The following is a 21,382-nucleotide window of genomic DNA, read 5'->3' as shown; positions in this document are numbered from 1 at the left end:
TTTTCGATGAGCTCCGCCCGGTCTAACCACACGCCGCCGAACCGGCCGCTGCGCGCGCCGCGCAAGTCGCGCCGGCGGGCGCTGTTCGCGATCCCGCTGCTTGGCACGCTGGCGCTCGCGCTGCTGTGGGCCGTGATCGTCGCGCGTCTGTCGGTCGAAAAGGACAGCGCGTACAAGGAAGCGGCGGCATCCGCCGCGATCCTGTCGTCCGCGCTCGAACAGCATACGGTCAAGGCGATCCACCAGGTCGACCAGATCACCCGCTTCGTCAAGTTCGAATTCGAGAAGTCGCCCGCGCGTTTCAACCTCGCGAGCACGGTCGAAAAAGGCGTCGTGCCGAGCGACACGCTGATCCAGGTGTCGCTCGTCAACGCGAAGGGCATCCTGTTCGCGAACACCGCCGAACTCCACCCGAAGCCGATCAACCTGTCGGACCGCGAGCACTTCAAGGTGCATCTCGCGAACAACGACGACCGCCTGTACATCAGCAAGCCGGTGCTCGGCCGCGTGTCGAGCCACTGGACGCTGCAGATGACGCGGCGCCTGAACAACCCCGACGGCAGCTTCGCGGGCATCGTCGTCGTGTCGGAAGACCCGAGCTACTTCACGAACGACTTCTACAACAATGCGGCGATCGGCAAGGAAGGCGTGATCGCCGTCGTGTCCGACACGGGTGCCGTGCTCGCGCGCCGCACCGGCTCGCTGAGCAACGCGCCGGGCGCGTTCTCCGCATCGGGCGTCTACCCGATCGCCGAGCGCGTGACGGGCACCATCATCGACCCGCTCGACGGCGTGACGCGCATCGTGTCGTACCGCCACCTCGACGGCTATCCGCTCGCGGTGATGGTCGGGCTGTCGCAGACGGAGGAATTCTCCGACTACTACCACACGCGCAACGTCTACCTGCTGATGACGAGCTTCATCACGCTCGCGATGCTCGCGTTCTTCGGCGTCGCGACGGGGCTGATCGGCAAGCTGCTCGGCCGCGAGCGCGAGATGACCCAGCTCGCCGAATACGACCTGCTCACCGGCCTCGCGAACCGCTACGCGACGCTGCGCGGCCTGCGCAACGACGTGGCGATGCCGGCCAGCCTGTCGCGGCTCGGCCTGCTGTTCATCGATCTCGACAACTTCAAGACCGTCAACGACACGCTCGGCCATAACGCCGGCGACATCGTGCTGCAGATGACCGCGTCGCGCCTGGCCGATGCGGTCGGCGACGAAGGCTCGCTCGCGCGGATCGGCGGCGACGAGTTCGTGGTCGTGATGAAGGGCGACGACGTCGAACGGCGCGCGGTGCGGCTCGCGGAAGCGATCATCCGGCTGTTCAGCGAACCGTTCGACGTGCGCGGCAGCTCGTTCGTGCTGCATGCGAGCATCGGCATCGCGCTGCACACCGTCGCGAACGAAAGCGAGATCGACCTGCTGAAGAAGGCCGACCTCGCGATGTACAGCGCGAAGGATGCCGGCAAGAACTGCTATCAGTTCTACGCGCCGCACCTGTCGCACCGCGCGGATCACCTGATGCGCTGGGAGCAGCAACTGCGCGTCGCGCTCGCCGAAGGGCAGCTGTTCCTCGCGTACCAGCCGAAGATCGACCTCGTGCACCGCAACATCACGGGCTTCGAGGCGCTCGCGCGCTGGGATCATCCGGAGCACGGCATCATCTCCGCGAACGAATTCATTTCGATCGCCGAATCGACGGGCCTGATCGTGCCGATCGGCGACTTCGTGATCCGCACCGCATGCGCGCAGATCGCGCGCTGGCGCGACGACGGCCACGACACGCTGACGCTCGCGGTCAACATCTCGCCCGTGCAGTTCTGGCGCGGCGACCTGATCGAGACGATCTCGCAAGCGCTGCTCGACACCGGCATCAACGCGAACCGGCTCGAGCTCGAGATCACCGAGACCGCGATGATGGAATATCCGGAGCTCGTGTCCGAGAAGATCGTCGCGTTGAAGAAGCTCGGCATCCGGATCGCGCTCGACGATTTCGGCACCGGCTACTCGTCGCTGTCGTACCTGCACCGCTTCTCCGTCGATACGCTGAAGGTCGACCGCTCGTTCGTGCAGGCGATCCCGAACGATCGCAGCGTGTGCGTGATGGTGTCGTCGATCGTGCATCTCGCGCGCTCGCTCGGCCTCACGGTGGTCGTCGAAGGCACGGAGACCGAGGAGCAGATCGCGTGGCTGTCCGCGCTCGGCGAGATCGAAGCGCAGGGCTTCCTGTTCTCCCGGCCCGTGCCGGCCGACGCGATTCCCGCGTTGATCGAACGTTTCGGCGTGCGCGGCGAGCGAGCGAACGTGATCGCGCGTCGCGCGACCGGCAACGCCGGCGCGTAAGCACACCGCACCGCACTTGGCACGGAATACGCAGCGCGCACGGCAAGCGTCGTTCCGTACGCCGATCATTTCGGCTTCCGATCCGATGGTTTGGCTCATTAACTAGCGTTTTCGCGCATGGCAGTGTCATGATGCGCGACGGACAATCGGGAGGGCCATCGTGTCGGCATGTCCCTATGCGCGAGATCGGGCCCAGCACCAACAGCACAGTCATGACAACCGTCGAAGTCGAAGCGACCGCACGTGTCGAGCGGGCACAGGCATCCCTGTGGACCTTGTTCAAGGTCATCGCGGGCATTTCCGCCGTGTCGTGGGGTGGGCTTTCGATGATGGCGCAGCTCGAACGTCACTATGTCGACCGCCTGCAGCGCATCGAGCCGCACCAGTTCGCCGATCTCGTCGCGCTCGCATGGCTCGTGCCGGGCCCGGTCGGCTGCAATGTCGCGGTGCAGGTCGGCCAGACGCTGCACGGGCGCACCGGCGCATGGATCGCCGGCATCGCGAGCGTGCTGCCGTTCTCCGTGCTGATGACGCTGTTCGCGATCTTCTATCGCACGCCGCTCGTGCGCTCGCTCGCCGCGCCGGTGCTGATCAATCACTTCGGGATGGTGCTCGCCGCGCTGATCGGCGTCACGTGGGTCAAGCAGCTGCGCACGCTCGCGCGCACGCGGCTCGAACAGCTGATTGCCGCGTTGTCGACGATTCTGCTCGCTTTCGCACATAGTCCGGCCGCCTTCGTCGGGATTCTATGCGCTGCGTTTGCAGCGGGCTGGCTCACGGGGCCGCCGCAATACGACACGATCGGTTTCACGCTGTCCCGGCGCGATCGTAACCTGCTCGTGCTGCTCGCCGTCTTCGTCGCGCTGTTCGCGCTGCCGCTGCCCGGCGACTACCAGATGGAGCTGCTGTGGGTGCGGCTCGCGGGCGCGGGCATGACGCTGTTCGGCGGCGGCTTCTCCGCACTGCCCGTGCTCAAGGCACTGTTCGTGTCGCCCGCGACCGGCATCAGCGATCACGACTTCACGCTCGCCTTCGCGCTGTCGCCGGTGTCGCCGGGGCCGCTGTTGAACGTCGTGCCGTTTCTCGGCTACCTGACCGACGGCTGGGTCGGCGCGCTGTTCGCGACCGCCGCGCTGTTCATTCCGTCGGGTTGTCTCGTCGTGTTCGCGAAGAACCACCTGTTCCGGCTCAAGCGCCATTCGCGCTTCGAGCACGGGATGCGCCTGCTGCGCGCGGCGACCACCGGCTTTCTCGTGGTCGCCGTCGTGAGGATCCTGCATCGCGAACCGGCCGATCCCGTCTACTGGCTCACGGGCGCGTTCGCGACGCTGTGCTTCGCGCGCTTCAAGGCGCCCGTGTATGCCGTGTACGGCGTCGTCGCGATCGTGTGCGGCGTATGGCTGTGGGCGGCCGCCCACTGACGGACGGCCGCGCTCGCGGCGGCGCCCGCCCGCTCGACTCCCCCGCCCCGCTCAGCCCGCTCAGCCCGCCTGCACGACGACGCGGCGTGCGGCCCAGCGTGCTCGCAGCGCGTCGTACGCGAGGTTGAAGCAGAACGTGTAGGGCAGGAAGAACAGCACGATGCCGAGATCGAGCAGCAGCGCCTCGACGAGGCTCACGTTCAGCCACCACGCGGCAACCGGCACCACCATCGCGACGAGACCCAGTTCGAACGCGACCGCATGCACGACCCGCATGCCGAGCGTCCGCGTGAGGCCCGCGCGCCGTTCGACGCGATCGAATACCGTGTTGAACGTCATGTTCCACGCCATCGCGATCAGCGACACCATCACCGTCAGCACGCCGACGTGCGACACCGGCATGTCGAGCAGCCATGCGCCGATCGGCGCGCACAGCGCGATCGCCACGAGTTCGAACGTCAGCGCGTGCACGAGGCGTTCCGCCACTGTTTTGTGCACCTGTTTCATGATTCCCTCCAGTACGTGTATTCAGCGCATTGCGGCCATTTTGATCGGTGAAACCGTGCCGATCCAGTTTGATATCATCGGTTTTACCGATATAACGCCGTGAGGATCGCCACATGCGCCACGCCCCCGAAGCCCTGCTCGCGTTTGCCGAAGCCGCGCTGCTCGGCTCGTTCACGGCTGCCGCACGCAAGCTCGGCAAGCGCCAGTCGACGATTTCGGAAGCGATCGCGAACCTCGAGATCGACCTCGGCGTGCAGTTGTTCGATCGTTCGACGCGCAGCCCGATGCTGACCGACGCCGGACGCGCGCTGCTGCCGCAGGTGCAGCGCGCGCTGGAGGCCGGCGCGGCGATCGACCGCATGGCGGCGCGGCTCGCGCGAGGCGAGGAAGCGCGGCTCACGCTCGTCGTGTCCGACACGTACCAGTCGAAGCGTTACGAGGAAACGTTGATGGCGCTCGAACAGCGTTTTCCGGCGCTCGAGCTCGAATGCCAGATCGCCGAGCACGAGGACGTGCTCGACCTGATCCAGCAGGGTCGCGCGCAGCTTGGGCTGATGGCCGCGCGCGCGGTCTACCCGCCCGATATCGGCGCGGCGACGGTGGCGGAGGAATCGGAGATCGGCCTGTTCGTCGGGCGCATGCACGCGCTGGCGCAATACGGCGACGCCGACGTGCCGCATGCGGCGCTGCGCGATGCGCGCGAGCTGCGGCTCAATACCTATGTGAACCCGGAGGAGCGCAGCGTCGACGACCGGATCGTCGTCGGCATGCAGCGCTGGCTCGCGCCGAGCTATCTGATGCTGCTGGAGATGGCCGTGCTGGGGTTCGGCTGGGCCGAGCTGCCGCGCTGGATGGTGCAGCACTTCGCGGGCGATCGGCTGTGCGAGCTGCGCTCGCGCGGCTGGCCGCGCCGCGTGCGGGTCGATGCGGTGTGGTCGCGCAACCGGCCGCTGGGCCCGGCCGGCTCGTGGCTGCTCGACGCGATGCTGGCCGCGTAGCAGCGCGGCATCGCACCGCGCGGGTAATCGGCGCCGGGTGGCGACGCCGCCGGCTCAGAAACCGCGCGACAGCACCGCCGCGCCGATCGTCACGACGCCCAGCACGAGATTGACGACGACGAGCAGGCGCACCGTGTTCACCGCGCGCGCGCCGTCCGGCCAGTTCTGCGCCTGCACCGCACGGCGGATGCGCGGGAACAGCGCGAAGCGGATATGACCGAAGATCAGCATCATCACGACGCCGAGGCCGGCCATCGCGTGCAGCGACCACGTCGCGTGCGCGCCGCCGAACGCCATCAGCAGGAAACCGCCCGACAGCAGGATCACGATCACCGAGCCGGACACCCAGTTGAAGAAGCGGCCGAACACGCCCTCGATCAGCGGCAGCCGCAGTTGCGGCGTCAGGTCGGACAGCGCCGGGCGCAGGCAGAAGTTCGCAAAAACCATCCCGCCCACCCACACGGCAACGGCCAGCAGATGAAGAAACAACGCGACGGCAACGGCGTGGGACATGGCGACAATCCTGTGATGAGTGGGGTGCAACGAACAGCCGCGGCACACGCGGCATCAAGCGACGTTCGACCCGCCAGCCGCGTCGCGGTTCAGACCCTCGGCGCGATTTCACACTATTTTGCAAGTTTCGCGTGACAGCGCCACGCTTGCTTACCCGAATCCTCGAGCCCAAAAAGAAAAAGCCGCACGCCCGCCGAAGCGGACGTGCGGCCTACGCTCGCGGCCGAACCGGTCGACCGAGTGCAGCGTCAGCCGAGCATCGGACGCAGCTCGTTGACAATCTTGAGCTTCGTGTCCGGCGCGCGGCCCTTGCGGGCGCGCTTGCCGATATGCGGCGCGAGCCCGGCATACGACAGCGTCTCGTCCTGCACCTTGCCGCCGCGGCCGGTGCCGATCAGCACGACGCCGGCCGAGTCGATCGCCAGCGCCTGCACGAGCGTTTCCTTGTCGTCGAGCGCCATCAGGATCACGCCGCGCCCGCCGCCGGACAGCGTCTTCATCTCGTCCATCCCGAACACCAGCAAGCGCCCGCCGCTCGACAGGCACGCGACCTGCGTCGCGTTCGGCAGCACCGGCATCGGCGCGAGCGGCACCGCGCCCGCATCGATCGTCATGAACGACTTGCCGGCCTTCAGGCGGCTCACCATGTCGCCGACCTTCGCGAGGAAGCCGAAGCCGTTGCTCGACGCGAGCAGCAGTTGCTGGTCGACCGGCGCCGCGTAGTAGTGCATCAGGTGCGAGCCCGATTCGAGCTCGATCAGCGACGTGACCGGCACGCCGTCGCCGCGCCCGCCCGGCAGCACCGACACGTCGACCGAGTACACGCGGCCGCTGCTGCCCCACGCGATCAGGCGATCCGGCGTGCGACACTGGAACGCCGCGTACAGGTGGTCGCCGGCCTTGAACGTGAAGCCGGCCGGGTCGAGCCCGTGGCCCTTCAGCGCGCGCACCCAGCCCTTCTGCGACACGACCACCGTCACCGGCTCGTCAACCACCTTCGCCTCGAACGTCGCGCGCTTTTCCTGCTGGATCAGCGTGCGGCGATCGTCGCCGTACTGCTTCGCGTCGGCCTCGATCTCCTTGATCATCAGCCGCTTCATCGCGCTTTCGTTCGCGAGCAGTTCCTCGAGCTTCGCCTTCTCGTCGCGCAGCGCTTCGAGCTCCTTCTCGATCTTGATCTTCTCGAGCCGCGCGAGCTGACGCAGGCGGATTTCGAGGATGTCCTCGGCCTGCCGCTCGCTGAGGCCGAACGCGCTCATCAGCGCGGCCTTCGGCTCGTCCGACTCGCGGATGATGCGGATCACCTCGTCGATGTTCAGGAAGACGATCATCCGCCCTTCGAGGATGTGGATGCGGTCGTCGACCTTCGCGAGACGATGGCGGCAACGGCGCGTCATCGTCAGCTGGCGGAACTTCACCCATTCGTCGAGGATCGTCAGCAGGCCCTTCTGGCCCGGCCGGCCGTCTGCGCCGATCATCACGAGGTTCAGCGTCGCGTTCGATTCGAGGCTCGTGTACGCGAGCAGCGTGTTCACGAATTCCGTCTGGTCGATCGTGCGCGACTTCGGCTCGAACACCAGCCGCACCGCCGCTTCCTTGCCCGACTCGTCGCGCACCGCGTCGAGCAGGTCGAGCATCGCCTTCTTCGTGTTCAGCTGCTCGGGCGTGAGCGTCTTCTTGCCGAGCTTGAGCTTCGGGTTGGTCAGCTCCTCGATTTCCTCGAGCACCTTCTGGCCCGACGTGCTCGGCGGCAATTCCGTGACGACGAGTTGCCACTGGCCGCGCGCGAGATCCTCGATCTTCCATTTCGCGCGCACCTTCAGGCTGCCGCGGCCCGATTCGTACGCCGCCGAGATTTCGGCGTCGCTCGAGATGATCTGGCCGCCGCCGGGGAAATCCGGGCCGGGGATCAGGTTCATCAGCTCCGCGTGCGAGAGCTTCGGATTTCGGATCAATGCGACTGCCGCCGCCGCGACTTCGCGCAGGTTGTGCGACGGGATTTCGGTCGCGAGGCCGACCGCGATGCCCGACGCGCCGTTCAGCAGCACGAACGGCATGCGGCTCGGCAGCGTCTTCGGCTCTTCGAACGAGCCGTCGTAGTTCGGCATGAAGTCGACCGTGCCCTGGTCGATCTCGTCGAGCAGCAGTTTCGAGATCGGCGTGAGCCGCGCTTCGGTGTAACGCATCGCCGCCGCGCCGTCGCCGTCGCGCGAGCCGAAGTTGCCCTGCCCGTCGATCAGCGGGTAACGCAGCGAGAAGTCCTGCGCGAGACGCACGAGCGCGTCGTACGCCGACTGGTCGCCGTGCGGGTGGTATTTACCGAGCACGTCGCCGACCACGCGCGCCGATTTCACCGGCTTCGCGTCGGGGCCGAGGCCCATTTCGTTCATCGCGAACAGGATCCGGCGCTGCACCGGCTTCTGGCCGTCGCACACGTCGGGCAGCGCGCGGCTCTTCACGACGCTGACCGCGTAGCTGAGGTATGCCTGCTCCGCGTAGTTGCCGAGCGTCAGCTCGTCGGCGTCCGGAGCGTCGGACCCGGCGAAGAGATCGGAAGTATTGTCGTCCATCTGTATTCCGTATTCGTAAGTGGCATGAGGCCGGGCCGGGCGTCATGCCCGGCCGCGCGGAACGCTCCGCTTAAATGTCCGCTTCGACGTCGTTGCCCTTTTCCTCGAGCCAGCCGCGCCGTGCGGCTGCCTCGCCCTTGCCCATCAGCATCGTCATGCGCGCAACCGTCGACTCGTAGTCGAGCTCGCCGAGCTTCACCGGCATCAGGCGGCGCGTGTCGGGGTTCATCGTCGTGTCCCACAGCTGCTCGGCGCTCATTTCGCCGAGGCCCTTGAAGCGGCTGATGCTCCACTGCGTTTCACGCACGCCGTCCTTGCGCAGCTTGTCGAGCGTCGCCTCGAGTTCGCCTTCGTCGAGCGCATAGAGCTTCTGCGCGGGCTTCTTGCCGCGCGCGGGCGCGTCGACGCGGAACAGCGGCGGGCGCGCGACGTGCACGTGGCCGCGCTCGATCAGCTGCGGGAAGTGCTTGAAGAACAGCGTGAGCAGCAGCACCTGGATGTGCGAGCCGTCGACGTCCGCGTCCGACAGGATGCAGATCTTGCCGTAGCGCAGGTTCGACAGGTCGACGGTGTCGTCCGGGCTGTGCGGATCGACGCCGATCGCGACCGAGATGTCGTGCACCTCGTTGTTCGCGAACAGGCGGTCGCGCTCGGTTTCCCACGTGTTCAGCACCTTGCCGCGCAGCGGCAGGATCGCCTGGTATTCCTTGTCGCGGCCCATCTTCGCGGAACCGCCTGCCGAGTCGCCCTCGACGAGGAACAGTTCGTTGCGCGCGATGTCTTCCGTCTCGCAATCGGTCAGCTTGCCGGGCAGCACCGCGACGCCCGAGCTCTTGCGCTTCTCGACCTTCTGGCCGGCGCGCGTGCGCGCCTGCGCCTGCTTGATCACGAGTTCAGCGAGCTTCTTGCCGTGCTCGACGTGCTGGTTCAGCCACAGTTCGAGCGCCGGACGCGAGAACGACGACACGAGCTTCACCGCGTCGCGGCTGTTCAGGCGTTCCTTGATCTGCCCTTGGAACTGCGGATCGAGCACCTTCGCGGACAGCACGAACGACACGCGCGCGAACACGTCTTCCGCGAGCAGCTTCACGCCCTTCGGCTGCAGGTTGTGCAGCTCGACGAAGCTTTTCACTGCCTGATAGAGACCGTCGCGCAGGCCCGACTCGTGCGTGCCGCCGGCGGGTGTGGGGATCAGGTTCACGTACGACTCGCGCACGAGCGAGCCTTCCTCGCTCCAGGCGACGACCCACGATGCGCCCTCGCCTTCCGCGAAGGTTTCGTCAGCCGAACGCGCATCGGCGAAACGCTCGCCTTCGAACAGCGGGATCAGCAGCTCGCTGCCGTTCATCTCGTCGAGCAGGTAGCCGCGCAGGCCGTCTTCATACTTCCACGTCTGGCGCTCGCCCGTCTTTTCGGTGACGAGCACGACCTCGACGCCCGGCAGCAGCACGGCCTTCGAGCGCAGCAGGCGCTGCAGTTCGCCGAGCGGCAGGTTCGGCGAATCGAAGTACTTCGGATTCGGCCACACCTGCACGCGCGTGCCGGATTTCTTCTCGCCGCGGCCCGCGGACTGTGTCGAGAGCGGCTTCACGACATCGCCGTCCGCAAAGCCGAGCTCGGCGATCTTGCCGTCGCGCCAGACCGTGACGTCGAGGCGCGTCGCGAGTGCGTTCGTCACCGACACGCCGACGCCGTGCAGGCCGCCCGAGAACGTGTACGCGCCACCGGCGGCCTTGTCGAACTTGCCGCCTGCGTGCAGGCGCGTGAACACGATCTCGACGACCGGCACGCCTTCCTCGGGATGCAGGCCGAACGGGATGCCGCGACCGTCGTCCTCGACCGACACCGACTGATCGGCGTGCAGCGTGACCGTGATCTGCTTGCCGTAGCCGCCGAGTGCCTCGTCGGACGCGTTGTCGATGACTTCCTGAATGATGTGCAGCGGATTTTCGGTACGGGTGTACATGCCGGGCCGCTGCTTGACCGGCTCGAGACCCTTGAGCACCTTGATCGATGCTTCGCTATAGGCCGCGCTGGGCTTCTTCGTTGACATAGGCGCTGAATTTCGTCGTTCATCGGGACGTTTTCCACATCTCGTGTGGATAACGTCGTGGACAAAGCGTTGAGTTCCGTAAAAAAGCGAATCGAAACAACGGTGTGCTTGGACTGCTCCGAAAGCGGGCGCGCCGCATGCGCTGCGCGGCCCGGGACGCGCGGTATTTTACTGGTTCCGCGTGGCGCGCCGCCGCAAGATCGTCACACCGCGCCGCCGGCCGGCCACTGCGCGCGCGGCGCCGGCCAGGGCAGGCCGGCCCGCGTGCGGTGCGTCAGACCGGCTTGCGCTTCGCCTCGAGCGTCTCCCACCGCTCGAGCGCGGCGAGCAGTTCGTCGTCGATCGCCGCGAACCGCTCGGTCAGGCGCGTGCCTTCCTGCGGATCCTTCGCGAAGATCGCGCCGTCCTCGAGTTGTGCGTTGATCGTCTTCTGTTCTTCCTCGAGCGCGGCGATCTTCTCCGGCAGCGCATCGAGCTCGCGCTGCTCGTTGAACGACAGCTTCACCGTGCGTTGCGCGTTGCGGCCTGCCGCGCTTTTCGCCGCGTCTTCCTTGACCGGCACCGCGTCCTTCACCGCGCACTTCGCCGCTTCCTGCTGCGCGAGCTGCTGCGAACGCTCGCTCTGGATCTGCCAGTCGGTGAAGCCGCCGACGTATTCGCGCCACTTGCCGTCGCCTTCGGCCGCGATCACCGACGTCACGACGTTGTCGAGGAATGCGCGGTCGTGGCTGACGAGCAGCACCGTGCCATCGTAGTCGGCCAGCAGCTCTTCGAGCAGTTCGAGCGTCGGGATGTCGAGGTCGTTGGTCGGTTCGTCGAGCACCAGCACGTTGGCCGGGCGCGCGAACAGGCGTGCGAGCAGCAGCCGGTTGCGCTCGCCACCCGACAGCGACTTCACCGGCGAACGCGCGCGTTCCGGCGCGAACAGGAAGTCGCCGAGATAGCTCATCACGTGCTTGCGCACGCCGCCGATTTCGACCCACTCGCTGCCCGGGCTGATCGTGTCGGCCAGGCTCTTTTCCTGGTCGAGCTGCGCGCGCATCTGGTCGAAGTACGCGACCTGCAGGTTCGTGCCCGTGCGCACCGTGCCCGCGTCGGGCTTCAGTTCGCCGAGGATCAGCTTGAGCAGCGTCGTCTTGCCGGCGCCGTTCGGGCCCACGAAGCCGATCTTGTCGCCGCGCATGACCGTCGTCGAGAAGGTGTCGACCACCGTGCGATCGCCGTAGCGCTTCGTCACGTCGGTCAGCTCCGCGACGATCTTGCCGGACTTCTCGCCCTGCGCGACGTCGAGCTTCACGTTGCCCTGCGCGTTGCGACGCTCCGCACGTTCGTTGCGCATCTGCACGAGCCGCGCGATGCGCCCGACGCTGCGCGTGCGGCGCGCCTCGACGCCCTTGCGGATCCACACTTCTTCCTGCGCGAGCAGCTTGTCGAACTTCTCGTTTTCCACGCGCTCGACTTCCAGCTGCTGCGCCTTGCGCGTCTGGTACGCCGAGAAATTGCCCGGATACGACAGCAGATTGCCGCGATCGAGATCGACGATGCGCGTCGCGACGCGGTCGAGGAACGCGCGATCGTGCGTGATGAACAGCAGCCCCGCGCGCTGCGCGACCAGCAGCTCTTCCAGCCAGCGGATGCCGTCGAAGTCGAGGTGGTTGGTCGGTTCGTCGAGCAGCAGCACGTCGGGCTGCAGCACCAGCGCACGCGCCAGCGCGACACGCTTCTGCATCCCGCCCGACAGCGCGTCGACCTGCGCGTCGCCGTCGGTCAGGCCGATCTGCGCGAGCGTCATCGACACGCGCGTGCGCCAGTTCCACGCGTCGTGCGTATCGAGCGACGACTGCAGCGCGTTCATCCGCGCGAGCAGCGCGTCGTGCTCGGCGCCTTCCGGCGTCTCCGCGAGGCGGTGCGCGATCGAATCGTATTCTTCGAGGACTTCGCGCGTGTGCGTGAGCCCCGACGCCACCGCGTCGAACACCGTCGCGCCGGGTTCGAATTCGGGCTCCTGCGGCACGTAGACGGTCACGAGATCCTGCTGGCGCGTGATGAGCCCGCCGTCGGGCTTCGCGAGCCCGGCGACGATCTTCAGCAGCGACGACTTGCCCGCGCCGTTGCGACCGATCAGGCCGACGCGCTCGCCGGCCTCCAGCGAGAAGTCCGCGTGGTCGAGCAACGCGACGTGACCGAACGCGAGTTGCGCACCGGTAATGGAATAAAGCGACATGGGGAGACGGCGAAGAGAGAAATCGGAAGCGCCCATTGTACCGGTGGAGGACGCCCGCGCCGGTATGGCCGAATGGGATAGGCCGGTGTGCAGGACTTTTTATGTCGAATGGTTGCTGAGGCAGTGCTCGGCGGCGTGTCGGTGCGCGTGCCGCGACGGCGGGCGAGCCGGCGTCATCCGCGTCGGCGCTGACATGGCGCCGGTACCCGGCCGCTGCTTCCCGGCCGGGCGTTCGCATGCGGGCGATGCAGTTTTACTGCACGTTGACCGTGATCGTCGAGCTCATTGCGGGACCGTACGAACGGTGCGCGCCGTCGCCGAGCTGCAGCGTCAGCGTGTGCTGGCCGGGCGGGAGCTTCACGTCGGTTTCGGTCTGCGCCTTGCCGAAGTGCAGCGAATGTTCGGTGGCCGGGATCACGTCGCCCTTCGGCACCGGCTTGCCGTCGATCAGCAGGTGATGGTGGCCCGTGTCCGGCGTCATGTCGCCGGCCGGCTTCAGCGCCATCCCTTCGAGGCCGAACTTCACGTGCACGGGGTTCGACACCGTCGCGCCGTCCTTCGGTTCGACGAAGAACACGCGCGCCTCGGCACGCGCGAGCGTCGACACACCCAGCGCCGCCACACACATCACACCCGCGATCCATTTCTTGTTGAGCATCGTTTTACTCCTTCGGATTGAAAGGCTCACGAAGCATACACTGCACGCCCGGCCCGTGCGACGACGTCCGTTGTTCGCGATACGTACGTTTAAAACGACGTTGTCGAGGCGTTCGGCGAAATTCCGGTACTATTGCGCCTTTCGTCCGCCGGCCGTGCCGCGAGCGGCATCACCGACTTTCATCATCCCGAGCGCCATATGAGCGAAGTAACCGAATACCAGAGCTGGGTCTGCCTGATTTGCGGGTGGGTCTACAACGAAGCGGAAGGCCTGCCCGACGAAGGCATCCCGGCCGGCACCCGTTTCGCCGACATTCCCGCCGACTGGCGCTGCCCGCTGTGCGACGTGGGCAAGGAAGATTTCGTCGTCGTCGATTTCTGATTCTCGATTCCCGACCACGCTGAACGCGCGAGCCGCGCATCGGCACGCATTCCGTCCGCCGATGCGCCGCGCGTTTGCTATACTCTGCGCGCTGTCCACATCGCCTTCCCGTTCGCGTTTTCAACACGCGATACCGCGGACACGGCTCTCCCCGTAGTTCAATGGATAGAACAAGCGCCTCCTAAGCGCTAGATACAGGTTCGATTCCTGTCGGGGGGACCAGCGACACACCATCCCAGTCTTACGCGACACACCTCTTCGCCGAGTTTGGCGTAGCAGCGAATTGCTTCAGCTCAGCTCCTGTTCGACGAAGCCAAAAGGACCACCCCGGTATCGGATGACGTATATCGATCGGAATCGGGGAACAAGTCGCATGGCGTCAGTGACTATCGATATAGCGTCTGGCAGCCGAGCCATGTTGTCTTGATGGCCCGCGACATCATCAGAGCAGAATCCCAAGGGCTCGGCGCTGCTTCAATTTCCGGGGCAGTATTTGAATTCGATGGCAACGAGATTCAAGGCGACGCGAGCGACGGCATCAAGGAGGTGCGTAAGGCGCTCGAGCCGCTCAACAGTCATCGATTCAAGAAATAGGCGCCCGATATGACCACCCATACACTCTTTGATCTGCTCGATCGGCTCGACTCCGCGAAAATTCACTACATCCTGAGCCGCAATCGACCCGATACGGTCTTGGTCTCGGTCACCGTGGTTGGGATGCGAGTCGAAATAGACGTGTTCCGAGACGGGCATACGGAGGTTTGCATTTTTCGCGGTACGGAGGAGCCTACCGACGATGCCAATGCGTTGGAGCAGATTATCGAGGCGAATCGAGACTGATTTTTTGTGGAGTTCTACTCGGCGCGCCCATCACTGACATACCGATACTGCAGGGAGATCGTCGAGGGTTCCACCGGCTTCGCCGTAACAAACGCATCACACTGCGGTATGCCCTGTATCGAACGGTCTACACGTCACGTATGGCCGAGCATGGGTTTCGCGGGGCTCCGCTGCAACCGCGCTGCCGTACGAAATACAGCCACGCCGTTGTCGTACGCCAAACAGCGCACGCTGAAAAAACCGATCACTTCAGCCGACGTTCACGTCACTCGAACGCCTGCTGACCAAGCCCTTCGATACGCCGAGACAGACCCGGCCCGCACCACCGGGCGAGCATCGCAAAGAGTTTTCCCGATTCGGTTTGACACGGAGGTAACACTCCGCGTACACTTCGCGCCGCGGGGTGGAGCAGTCTGGCAGCTCGTCGGGCTCATAACCCGAAGGTCATAGGTTCAAATCCTATCCCCGCAACCAATTTCGAAGCCCGCTCTGCGTCAGCAAGCGGGCTTTTCTCATTCGACCGGACGGTTGCCGTTCGATCGTTCGGGGTCCTCTGTCATTCATCGCAGCATCATCACAGTGACATGCGACGGGCGATCGCGCCTCTACGTGACGGCCCAACAGGAGATATGGATTCAGGCATGAGACGGCGCGAGCCGTCGTGATCGGGAAGTATCGTGCAAACCGCGCTGGGCACCCCGCCGGCGCTCGCAAACGCAAGCACCAAACAACCAGCGGACTCCAGAACGAAACCCGCGAAACCGCACGCAGCCACGCGGCAACAGGCGCCCCGCGCGGCCACGCCAATACCGCTTTACTGCGTCACCGCATGCTGCACGTCCTTCGACGCATGCCACACGCGGTAGCGCACGTCGAAGCCGTCCGGCACGTACACGACGAGCGGCAGACGGCTGTTATAGCGCAGCAGCTGACCGTCGCCGCGCACCTGCACGAACCGCTGCCGCGGCGCCTGGCCCGGGCATGCCATCAGCGTCGACGCGGGCCCCTTCACGTCGGTCAGCCGATAGTACGTATAGCCCCAGCCCTTCACGTCCTCGGCGGTCAGCTCGCCGCCGAACCATTGCTGGTTGCAGTCGGTCTGCAGCGTCTTGCCGATCATCAACTCGACGCGAGCATCGCCCTCGTTCTCGAGCGCAGGCAGCGCGATCACCGCACGCTGTTGTCCGGCGGCCGGCTGCGGGAACATCTTGATCGACTCGGCCGACACGGCGGGCGCCGATGCGGGGCCGGCCGCGCACGCGGCGGCGGTCGTGACGCCCATGGCGGCCAGGACAGCCCGGATCGCGCATTTCATCGATATGCTCCTCATAAACAAAATAGGCCCCGGATGCTAACACTTCCGTCGCAACAGCTTACGAGGCTGTAATTTGACGACACAATTGCAAACAGCCAGCAATCTCCGCGCGCGGTACTTATAGGGCAACCAACGGAGAACATCATGTTGAAGCTCATTGCTGCCGCCGGCGTCGCCACGTTACTGGCCGGCTGCGTCGTCGGTCCGGAGCCCGGATACGGCTACGGACAACCCTACTATTCCGAGCCGGGCTATGCGTACGGCCCGGCACCGGTCTATGGCACGGTCAATATCTGGGGCGGCGGCGGCGGACGCGACTGGGACCGCGGACGTGACTGGGACCGCGGACGTCGCGACTACCATCGAGGCGACTGGGGTCACGGCGGCGGGCGTCGCGGCGACTGGAACGAAGGCGGCGGCGGACGCGGTCACGGCGACGGCGGCCATCGTCACTGATCCAGCCGGTCCAATTGCAACCGTTTGTATCCGCACGCGGCCGCGCTCGGCGTGCCGCGTAGCGCACGAGAATTGACATTCGCGAAATGACAAAGGCCCTCGCATCCTGCGAGGGCCTTGCTTTTTGTCGTCCTGCGTAGCGGCGGTTCGATCTTCGCGTACCACCCCGCGCCGAATCCCGTCATCCGTCCGCTTACCAGCCGGCCGGCTGTGCATAGCCGCCCGACACGGGCGCACCGCACACGTACGCGCGCTGATAGCGGTCGTAGCAATAGTTCGGGCCGTCGCCCTGATACTGCGCCTGCTGATAGGTCGGATACTCCGGCTGCTGGTACGCCGGCGCCTGGTAGTAAGTCGGCGGCTGATAGGCCGGTGCCTGATACACGGGCGCCTGGTACGCGACGGGCGGACTCATCGCCGACGTCACGATCGCGCCGAGCACCGCACCGCCGATCAGCGCGCCGATGACGGCGCCGCCATCGCGGCCGTGCGCGGAAGCCGGACCGGCCGCGACGAGCGAACCGGCGAGGACACAGACTGCGGCAATTCTTTTCATGATGGACTCCCACGCGAAGTGGTACTGGATGCGATGCATTGTGGCGGCACCCGGCCGTAATAGATGCAGCAAGTGGTAACGCGCCATTACGGGTATCACGCACGCCGAAACGCGGCACCGCCGTGCTACGATTTTCGAGATACAGGAGACGCGTTCATGCAGCCCGAAACCACTCACCGTTTCGATACCGAATTCGCGCCGCGCATCGCGCAGGCGATCGCCGCTTTCTTCGCCGATCACGTGCAGGCCGATGTCGTCCCGTACGGCGGACACGGGCAACCGACGCGCGTGCGGATCCGCAGCGCACCGCACGAGCACGTGAGCGGCTACGTGCATCCGCTGAACCTCGAACTGACCTGGGACGGCGACGAGATCGAACGGCTGATGGAGCCCGACGGTCCCGCACGCTTCGAGCATTACCTGAGCGCGCTGCCGAGGAAGCTGCGCGCGTGGGAAGGCGCACGCGACATCGATCTGGCGTCGCGCACGCAGGCCGACCCGCTGGTGCGGCTCGGCGGCCTCGACTTCGAAGGCTGAATGCGCGTGCCGGGCTGCGGCCGCGCGCGTCGACGTCGCGCGATGCGAGCCGGTGATACACTCGGCCGGTCCCGCTTCGGCGCAGATGCTGTGCCGGCCTGGCCATTCACCGCCGCCTCCGCCCGTGGGCATGGTTGCGCACGCAACCGGCATCCGGGCGCGCGGACAATCACGCTTTCACTCCCGTCATGAACGCCGACATCGGCCTGCCGCTTCCGCAACGCTACTGGGCGATCGTCTGCGTCGCACTGGGCATCACGCTTGCCGTGCTCGACGGCGCGATCGCGAACGTCGCGCTGCCCACGATCGCGCGCGACCTGCACGCGTCCGACGCCGCATCGATCTGGATCGTCAACGCGTACCAGCTCGCCGTCACGATCACGCTGCTGCCGCTCGCATCGCTCGGCGAGCGCATCGGCTACCGCCGCATCTACATCGCCGGGCTCGCGCTCTTCACCGCGGCCTCGCTCGGCTGCGCGCTCGCCGGTTCGCTGCCGATGCTGGCAGTCATGCGCGTGATCCAGGGGTTCGGCGCGGCCGGCATCATGAGCGTGAATGCGGCGCTCGTGCGGATGATCTACCCGTCGTCGATGCTCGGGCGCGGGCTGTCGATCAACGCGATGGTGGTCGCGCTGTCGTCGGCGATCGGCCCGACGGTCGCGTCGGCGATCCTGTCGTTCGCGTCGTGGCCGTGGCTGTTCGCGGTCAACGTGCCGATCGGCATCGCCGCGGTATTCGGCAGTATCCGTGCGCTGCCGACCAACCCGCTGCACGACGCACCGTACGACTTCCCGAGCGCGCTGATGAACGCCTGCGTGTTCGGTCTGCTGATCATGGCCGTCGACGGGCTCGGCCACGGCGAAAGCCGCGCATACGTTGCGCTCGAGCTGGCCGTCGCATTCGGCATCGGCTACTTCTTCGTGAAGCGCCAGCTATCACAGCCGGCGCCGTTGCTGCCGGTCGACCTGATGCGCATCCCGATGTTCGCGCTGTCGATCTGCACGTCGGTCGCATCGTTTACGTCGCAGATGCTCGCGTTCGTCGCGCTGCCGTTCTGGCTGCAGCATTCGCTTGGTTTCTCGCAAGTCGAAACGGGCCTCTACATGACCCCGTGGCCGCTCGTGATCGTGTTCGCCGCGCCGCTCGCGGGCGTGCTGTCGGACCGCTATTCGGCCGGTATCCTCGGCGGGATCGGGCTCGCGCTGTTCGCAGCCGGGCTGCTGTCGCTCGCGACGATCGGCGCGCACCCGGGCACGGTCGACATCGTGTGGCGGATGGCGCTGTGCGGCGCCGGCTTCGGGTTGTTCCAGTCGCCGAACAACCGCGCGATGCTGTCGTCCGCGCCGCGCGAGCGCAGCGGCGGCGCGGGCGGAATGTTGAGCACGGCACGCCTGACCGGCCAGACGCTCGGCGCCGCGCTCGTCGCATTGATTTTCGGGCTTGCGCCCGATCGCGGCCCAACCATCGCGCTGTATGTCGCGACGGTGTTCGCGGCGGTCGCGGCCGTGGTGAGCATGCTGCGCATCGCGTCGCCAAAGCCCGACGCGGCAACCTGAAGCCGACGCGCGCGGCGCGCGCACGTCACGCGGCGTCGAGCGTATCCATCACGAAGCGCACGCGTGCCGTCACGCTCGCGCGCGGCAGCTCGATCAGCCGATAGCCGTACGACGTATAGCAGTCGACCATCGCGTGGTAGGTCCGCACGGCTTCCGCGAAATCCTGCCTGCGCTCGGGGTCCTGCGCGTAGATGTCGGGCCACGGCGGCGCAATGAACACGCGCCGGTGATAGCGATAGCGCCGCGCCGCCGCTTCCGCATGCGCGGGCACCGCGAGGCCCGTCAACCGCAGGTAGCCGATCACGTCCGGCACACCGCGATCGAAGAACACCGGGCCGCGCATGCATCGCGCGAGACGGTACGAGCGCATCTCCCAACTCAGCATCAGTTCCGCGAAGGCGGCCCGGTCGCGCCACGGCAGCGCGTGGCCGTCGATCGCCATCTGGTCGCGGATCACGCCGCGCCCGGCCTCCTGCGAACGCGCGAAACCGGTGCGCTCGAGCGCATCGAGCAGCGTGCTCTTGCCCGAGCCGGGGCCGCCCGTGACGACGTAGAAACGGCCGGCCGCATCGTCGTCTGCGCCGGCCGCTTCCACGTGTTCAGACATGGGCGATCCGCCGGCCCGCCCGCTGCGTGACCGACGCGGCAGCCGCGACGCTGCGCAGGTCGGCGACGAACGTGTCGCGCCATACCGACAGGTCGTTCTCGCGCAACCGCGCGAGGTTCTGCTCATGGCGCGCCTGCCGCTCCGCGAGCGGCATCGACAGCGCGCGCTCGAGCGCGTCGGCCATCTGCGACAGGTCGTACGGATTGACGAGCAGCGCACCGGTCAGCTCGGCTGCCGCGCCCGCGAACTCCGACAGCACGAGCACGCCCGGATCGGCGGGATCCTGCGATGCGACGTACTCCTTCGCAACGAGGTTCATCCCGTCGCGCAACGGCGTCACGTAGCCGACCTGCGACATCCGGAAGAACGCCATCAGCAGGTTGCGGTCGTATTTGCGGTTCAGGTACTGGATCGGCGTCCAGTCGAGCTGCGAGAAGCGCCCGTTGATGCGGCCGGCCTCGCCTTCCAGCGTTTCGCGAATGTGCTGGTAGGTCTGCACGTCGGAGCGCGTCGGCGGCGCGATCTGCACGAGCGACACGCGCCCCTGCCAGCCCGGCGCGTTCGCGAGCATCCGCTCGAACGACTGGAAGCGCTCGACCAGCCCCTTCGAATAGTCGAGACGGGCGACGCTCATTACGAGCTTGCGGCCGTCGAGTGCATCGCGCAGCATCTTCACCGGCTTGCGCGCGCCATACTGCACAGCCGCCTCGGCGATCGCGTCCGGATGCACGCCGATCGGATAGGCGGCGACCTTCACGACGCGGCCGTGCGCATGCAGCATCCCGTCGTCGCTCGCGGTGCCGATCCCGCGCCGCTCGATGTAGTCGGCGAACGCCTGCTTGTCGGCATCGGTCTGGAAGCCCGCAACGTCGTACGCGCACATGAACTTCACGAGTTCCTCGTGCGGCGGCACGAGGCGCAGCATCTCCGGCGACGGAAACGGAATGTGCAGGAAGAAGCCGATCGGGTTCTTCACGCCGAGTTCGCGCAGGCAATGCGCGAACGGCAGCAGGTGGTAGTCGTGCACCCAGATCAGGTCGTCGGGCCGCAGCAGCGCGGCAAGCTGCTTCGCGAGCATCGCGTTCACGCGCAGATAGCCCGCGTACTCCTGCCGGTCGAAGCGGGCGAGATCGCCGCGGTAGTGGAACACCGGCCACAGCGTCGCGTTCGAGAAGCCGCGGTAGTACTGATCGTAGTCGCGCCGGGTCAGCCCGACCGTCGCATACGTGACGTTGCCGTCCCGCTGAATCGCGGGCGCGGCGTCGGGCGCACCGACGATCTCGCCGTTCCAGCCGAACCAGACGCCGCCGGTTTCCTTCAGCGCGTCCATCACGCCGACCGCGAGCCCTCCCGCGCTCGGGCGTGTGTCCTCGCCTGCGGCGACACGATTCGATACCACGATCAATCTGCTCATGCGGCTTCCCCTCCTCGATTCGATTGGATGACGCGCGGCGCGCGCCAAGACGGGCGCGGCGGCCCGCAGGCGGCCACGCGGCGATTCAGATGTGAGTGATGCAACAAAGAGCGCAGTGAAATGCGGCGGCGGAATGCAACGTCGACGGCGTCAAGCGTCCTGCTCCTGGCCGAGGTCGCGTTGATAGTCGAGCCCTTCCGGGCGTGCGCCGCCCTGGTTGTGATCGCCGTCGGACGGCGTCTCGCCGGGCGCGCCCGCAGGCGGTGCAACAGGCGCGTCGCGCTGCGGAGCGGGACGGTCGGCGCCCGGTTCGGGCGGCCGCGGTGACAAGCGTTTCGAACGGCGCATGGCGGGGTGTCTCATGGGCAGCGCGGCTCGGGGCCGTCGTTGAAACATTCCATAACAAAACAGTCTAGGTTGCTTGCTCGCA

At 66.5% G+C, this 21,382-nt stretch carries 20 protein-coding genes and 2 tRNA genes; 11 read left to right on the top strand and 11 right to left on the bottom strand.

Features of this window, described 5'->3' with window-relative positions; translation table 11 throughout:
• Positions 1–6 precede the first annotated feature (6 nt).
• Positions 7–2,346 (top strand): bifunctional diguanylate cyclase/phosphodiesterase, encoded by a 2,340-nt coding sequence (locus O1Q03_RS19375; protein ID WP_269505469.1) that lies wholly within the window; start codon positions 7–9, stop codon positions 2,344–2,346.
• 212 nt (positions 2,347–2,558) lie between these two features.
• On the top strand, positions 2,559–3,767 hold the full coding sequence (locus O1Q03_RS19370) for a chromate transporter (protein ID WP_269505467.1): 1,209 nt from the start codon (positions 2,559–2,561) through the stop codon (positions 3,765–3,767).
• A gap of 60 nt (positions 3,768–3,827) precedes the next feature.
• On the opposite strand, the gene O1Q03_RS19365 is transcribed toward O1Q03_RS19370, so the two are convergent.
• The gene (locus O1Q03_RS19365; protein ID WP_269505466.1) at positions 3,828–4,274 is read right to left on the bottom strand and encodes a multidrug/biocide efflux PACE transporter; all 447 of its coding nucleotides are present in this window, start codon (positions 4,272–4,274) and stop codon (positions 3,828–3,830) included.
• 113 nt (positions 4,275–4,387) lie between these two features.
• Between O1Q03_RS19365 and O1Q03_RS19360 the strand changes: the two genes are divergently transcribed.
• A complete protein-coding gene (locus tag O1Q03_RS19360) occupies positions 4,388–5,272 on the top strand; it encodes a LysR family transcriptional regulator (RefSeq protein WP_269505465.1) in 885 nt (294 codons plus the stop codon).
• A 54-nt stretch (positions 5,273–5,326) separates the two neighbouring features.
• Here the strand turns inward: O1Q03_RS19360 and O1Q03_RS19355 are convergent, their stop codons facing one another.
• The 5 genes from O1Q03_RS19355 to O1Q03_RS19335 form a co-directional block, all read right to left on the bottom strand.
• A complete protein-coding gene (locus O1Q03_RS19355) occupies positions 5,327–5,785 on the bottom strand; it encodes a CopD family protein (RefSeq protein ID WP_269505464.1) in 459 nt (152 codons plus the stop codon).
• Between the two features lie 248 nt (positions 5,786–6,033).
• The gene (parC, locus tag O1Q03_RS19350; RefSeq protein WP_269505463.1) at positions 6,034–8,355 is read right to left on the bottom strand and encodes a DNA topoisomerase IV subunit A; all 2,322 of its coding nucleotides are present in this window, start codon (positions 8,353–8,355) and stop codon (positions 6,034–6,036) included.
• 70 nt (positions 8,356–8,425) lie between these two features.
• Positions 8,426–10,408, bottom strand: coding sequence for a DNA topoisomerase IV subunit B (locus O1Q03_RS19345; protein WP_269505462.1), 1,983 nt, complete (start codon positions 10,406–10,408; stop codon positions 8,426–8,428).
• A 274-nt stretch (positions 10,409–10,682) separates the two neighbouring features.
• Positions 10,683–12,632, bottom strand: coding sequence for an ATP-binding cassette domain-containing protein (locus O1Q03_RS19340; protein ID WP_442865813.1), 1,950 nt, complete (start codon positions 12,630–12,632; stop codon positions 10,683–10,685).
• 253 nt (positions 12,633–12,885) lie between these two features.
• Positions 12,886–13,290, bottom strand: coding sequence for a DUF4399 domain-containing protein (locus O1Q03_RS19335; protein WP_269505459.1), 405 nt, complete (start codon positions 13,288–13,290; stop codon positions 12,886–12,888).
• Positions 13,291–13,488: 198 nt separating this feature from the next.
• Between O1Q03_RS19335 and O1Q03_RS19330 the strand changes: the two genes are divergently transcribed.
• The 5 genes from O1Q03_RS19330 (at position 13,489) to O1Q03_RS19310 (ending at position 14,985) form a co-directional block, all read left to right on the top strand.
• Complete coding sequence (locus O1Q03_RS19330) at positions 13,489–13,671, top strand: rubredoxin (RefSeq protein ID WP_006478164.1); 183 nt, start codon at positions 13,489–13,491, stop codon at positions 13,669–13,671.
• 147 nt (positions 13,672–13,818) lie between these two features.
• Positions 13,819–13,893 (top strand) — tRNA-Arg (locus tag O1Q03_RS19325).
• A gap of 204 nt (positions 13,894–14,097) precedes the next feature.
• Positions 14,098–14,265: a hypothetical protein gene (locus O1Q03_RS19320; RefSeq protein ID WP_269505458.1), complete on the top strand. Its 168-nt coding sequence runs from the start codon at positions 14,098–14,100 to the stop codon at positions 14,263–14,265.
• A gap of 9 nt (positions 14,266–14,274) precedes the next feature.
• Positions 14,275–14,511 (top strand): hypothetical protein, encoded by a 237-nt coding sequence (locus tag O1Q03_RS19315; RefSeq protein ID WP_269505456.1) that lies wholly within the window; start codon positions 14,275–14,277, stop codon positions 14,509–14,511.
• 397 nt (positions 14,512–14,908) lie between these two features.
• Positions 14,909–14,985, top strand: a tRNA-Met gene (locus O1Q03_RS19310).
• Between the two features lie 340 nt (positions 14,986–15,325).
• On the opposite strand, the gene eco is transcribed toward O1Q03_RS19310, so the two are convergent.
• Positions 15,326–15,826, bottom strand: coding sequence for a serine protease inhibitor ecotin (gene eco / locus O1Q03_RS19305; RefSeq protein ID WP_269505455.1), 501 nt, complete (start codon positions 15,824–15,826; stop codon positions 15,326–15,328).
• A 144-nt stretch (positions 15,827–15,970) separates the two neighbouring features.
• Between eco and O1Q03_RS19300 the strand changes: the two genes are divergently transcribed.
• On the top strand, positions 15,971–16,282 hold the full coding sequence (locus O1Q03_RS19300; protein WP_269505454.1) for a hypothetical protein: 312 nt from the start codon (positions 15,971–15,973) through the stop codon (positions 16,280–16,282).
• A 193-nt stretch (positions 16,283–16,475) separates the two neighbouring features.
• On the opposite strand, the gene O1Q03_RS19295 is transcribed toward O1Q03_RS19300, so the two are convergent.
• Positions 16,476–16,877: a hypothetical protein gene (locus O1Q03_RS19295; protein ID WP_269505450.1), complete on the bottom strand. Its 402-nt coding sequence runs from the start codon at positions 16,875–16,877 to the stop codon at positions 16,476–16,478.
• Between the two features lie 117 nt (positions 16,878–16,994).
• On the opposite strand from O1Q03_RS19295, the gene O1Q03_RS19290 reads away from it, so the two are divergent.
• Positions 16,995–17,375 carry a DUF5594 family protein gene (locus tag O1Q03_RS19290; protein ID WP_269505449.1) on the top strand — a complete coding sequence of 127 codons (381 nt, stop codon included), beginning with the start codon at positions 16,995–16,997 and terminating at the stop codon, positions 17,373–17,375.
• Between the two features lie 188 nt (positions 17,376–17,563).
• The gene (locus tag O1Q03_RS19285; RefSeq protein ID WP_269505448.1) at positions 17,564–18,931 is read left to right on the top strand and encodes an MFS transporter; all 1,368 of its coding nucleotides are present in this window, start codon (positions 17,564–17,566) and stop codon (positions 18,929–18,931) included.
• A gap of 25 nt (positions 18,932–18,956) precedes the next feature.
• On the opposite strand, the gene O1Q03_RS19280 is transcribed toward O1Q03_RS19285, so the two are convergent.
• The 3 genes from O1Q03_RS19280 to O1Q03_RS19270 all read right to left on the bottom strand — a co-directional run bounded on the left by O1Q03_RS19280 (position 18,957) and on the right by O1Q03_RS19270 (position 21,300).
• Entirely contained in the window at positions 18,957–19,538 is a 582-nt protein-coding gene (locus O1Q03_RS19280; protein WP_269505446.1) for an AAA family ATPase, read from the bottom strand.
• Complete coding sequence (gene otsA / locus O1Q03_RS19275; protein WP_269505445.1) at positions 19,531–20,952, bottom strand: alpha,alpha-trehalose-phosphate synthase (UDP-forming); 1,422 nt, start codon at positions 20,950–20,952, stop codon at positions 19,531–19,533. The genes O1Q03_RS19280 and otsA overlap by 8 nt, the downstream gene beginning before the upstream one ends.
• A 150-nt stretch (positions 20,953–21,102) precedes the next feature.
• On the bottom strand, positions 21,103–21,300 hold the full coding sequence (locus O1Q03_RS19270; protein ID WP_269505444.1) for a hypothetical protein: 198 nt from the start codon (positions 21,298–21,300) through the stop codon (positions 21,103–21,105).
• Positions 21,301–21,382: the final 82 nt, after the last annotated feature.

The organism is Burkholderia sp. IMCC1007, from assembly GCF_027257875.1.
Classification (GTDB): domain Bacteria; phylum Pseudomonadota; class Gammaproteobacteria; order Burkholderiales; family Burkholderiaceae; genus Burkholderia.
This window is presented reverse-complemented; position numbering and strand designations above follow the sequence as displayed.

Coding starts and splice junctions, on each gene's coding strand:
- O1Q03_RS19295 (WP_269505450.1), bottom strand. CDS start 16,877: ATGCATCGCATCCAGTACCACTTCGCGTGGGAGTCCATCATGAAAAGA.
- O1Q03_RS19345 (WP_269505462.1), bottom strand. CDS start 10,408: ATGTCAACGAAGAAGCCCAGCGCGGCCTATAGCGAAGCATCGATCAAG.
- O1Q03_RS19335 (WP_269505459.1), bottom strand. CDS start 13,290: ATGCTCAACAAGAAATGGATCGCGGGTGTGATGTGTGTGGCGGCGCTG.
- eco (WP_269505455.1), bottom strand. CDS start 15,826: ATGAAATGCGCGATCCGGGCTGTCCTGGCCGCCATGGGCGTCACGACC.
- O1Q03_RS19360 (WP_269505465.1), top strand. CDS start 4,388: ATGCGCCACGCCCCCGAAGCCCTGCTCGCGTTTGCCGAAGCCGCGCTG.
- O1Q03_RS19375 (WP_269505469.1), top strand. CDS start 7: ATGAGCTCCGCCCGGTCTAACCACACGCCGCCGAACCGGCCGCTGCGC.
- O1Q03_RS19300 (WP_269505454.1), top strand. CDS start 15,971: ATGTTGAAGCTCATTGCTGCCGCCGGCGTCGCCACGTTACTGGCCGGC.
- O1Q03_RS19280 (WP_269505446.1), bottom strand. CDS start 19,538: ATGTCTGAACACGTGGAAGCGGCCGGCGCAGACGACGATGCGGCCGGC.
- O1Q03_RS19285 (WP_269505448.1), top strand. CDS start 17,564: ATGAACGCCGACATCGGCCTGCCGCTTCCGCAACGCTACTGGGCGATC.
- O1Q03_RS19370 (WP_269505467.1), top strand. CDS start 2,559: ATGACAACCGTCGAAGTCGAAGCGACCGCACGTGTCGAGCGGGCACAG.
- parC (WP_269505463.1), bottom strand. CDS start 8,355: ATGGACGACAATACTTCCGATCTCTTCGCCGGGTCCGACGCTCCGGAC.
- O1Q03_RS19320 (WP_269505458.1), top strand. CDS start 14,098: ATGGCCCGCGACATCATCAGAGCAGAATCCCAAGGGCTCGGCGCTGCT.
- O1Q03_RS19270 (WP_269505444.1), bottom strand. CDS start 21,300: ATGCGCCGTTCGAAACGCTTGTCACCGCGGCCGCCCGAACCGGGCGCC.
- O1Q03_RS19365 (WP_269505466.1), bottom strand. CDS start 4,274: ATGAAACAGGTGCACAAAACAGTGGCGGAACGCCTCGTGCACGCGCTG.
- O1Q03_RS19330 (WP_006478164.1), top strand. CDS start 13,489: ATGAGCGAAGTAACCGAATACCAGAGCTGGGTCTGCCTGATTTGCGGG.
- O1Q03_RS19355 (WP_269505464.1), bottom strand. CDS start 5,785: ATGTCCCACGCCGTTGCCGTCGCGTTGTTTCTTCATCTGCTGGCCGTT.
- O1Q03_RS19290 (WP_269505449.1), top strand. CDS start 16,995: ATGCAGCCCGAAACCACTCACCGTTTCGATACCGAATTCGCGCCGCGC.
- O1Q03_RS19315 (WP_269505456.1), top strand. CDS start 14,275: ATGACCACCCATACACTCTTTGATCTGCTCGATCGGCTCGACTCCGCG.
- otsA (WP_269505445.1), bottom strand. CDS start 20,952: ATGAGCAGATTGATCGTGGTATCGAATCGTGTCGCCGCAGGCGAGGAC.
- O1Q03_RS19340 (WP_442865813.1), bottom strand. CDS start 12,632: ATGTCGCTTTATTCCATTACCGGTGCGCAACTCGCGTTCGGTCACGTC.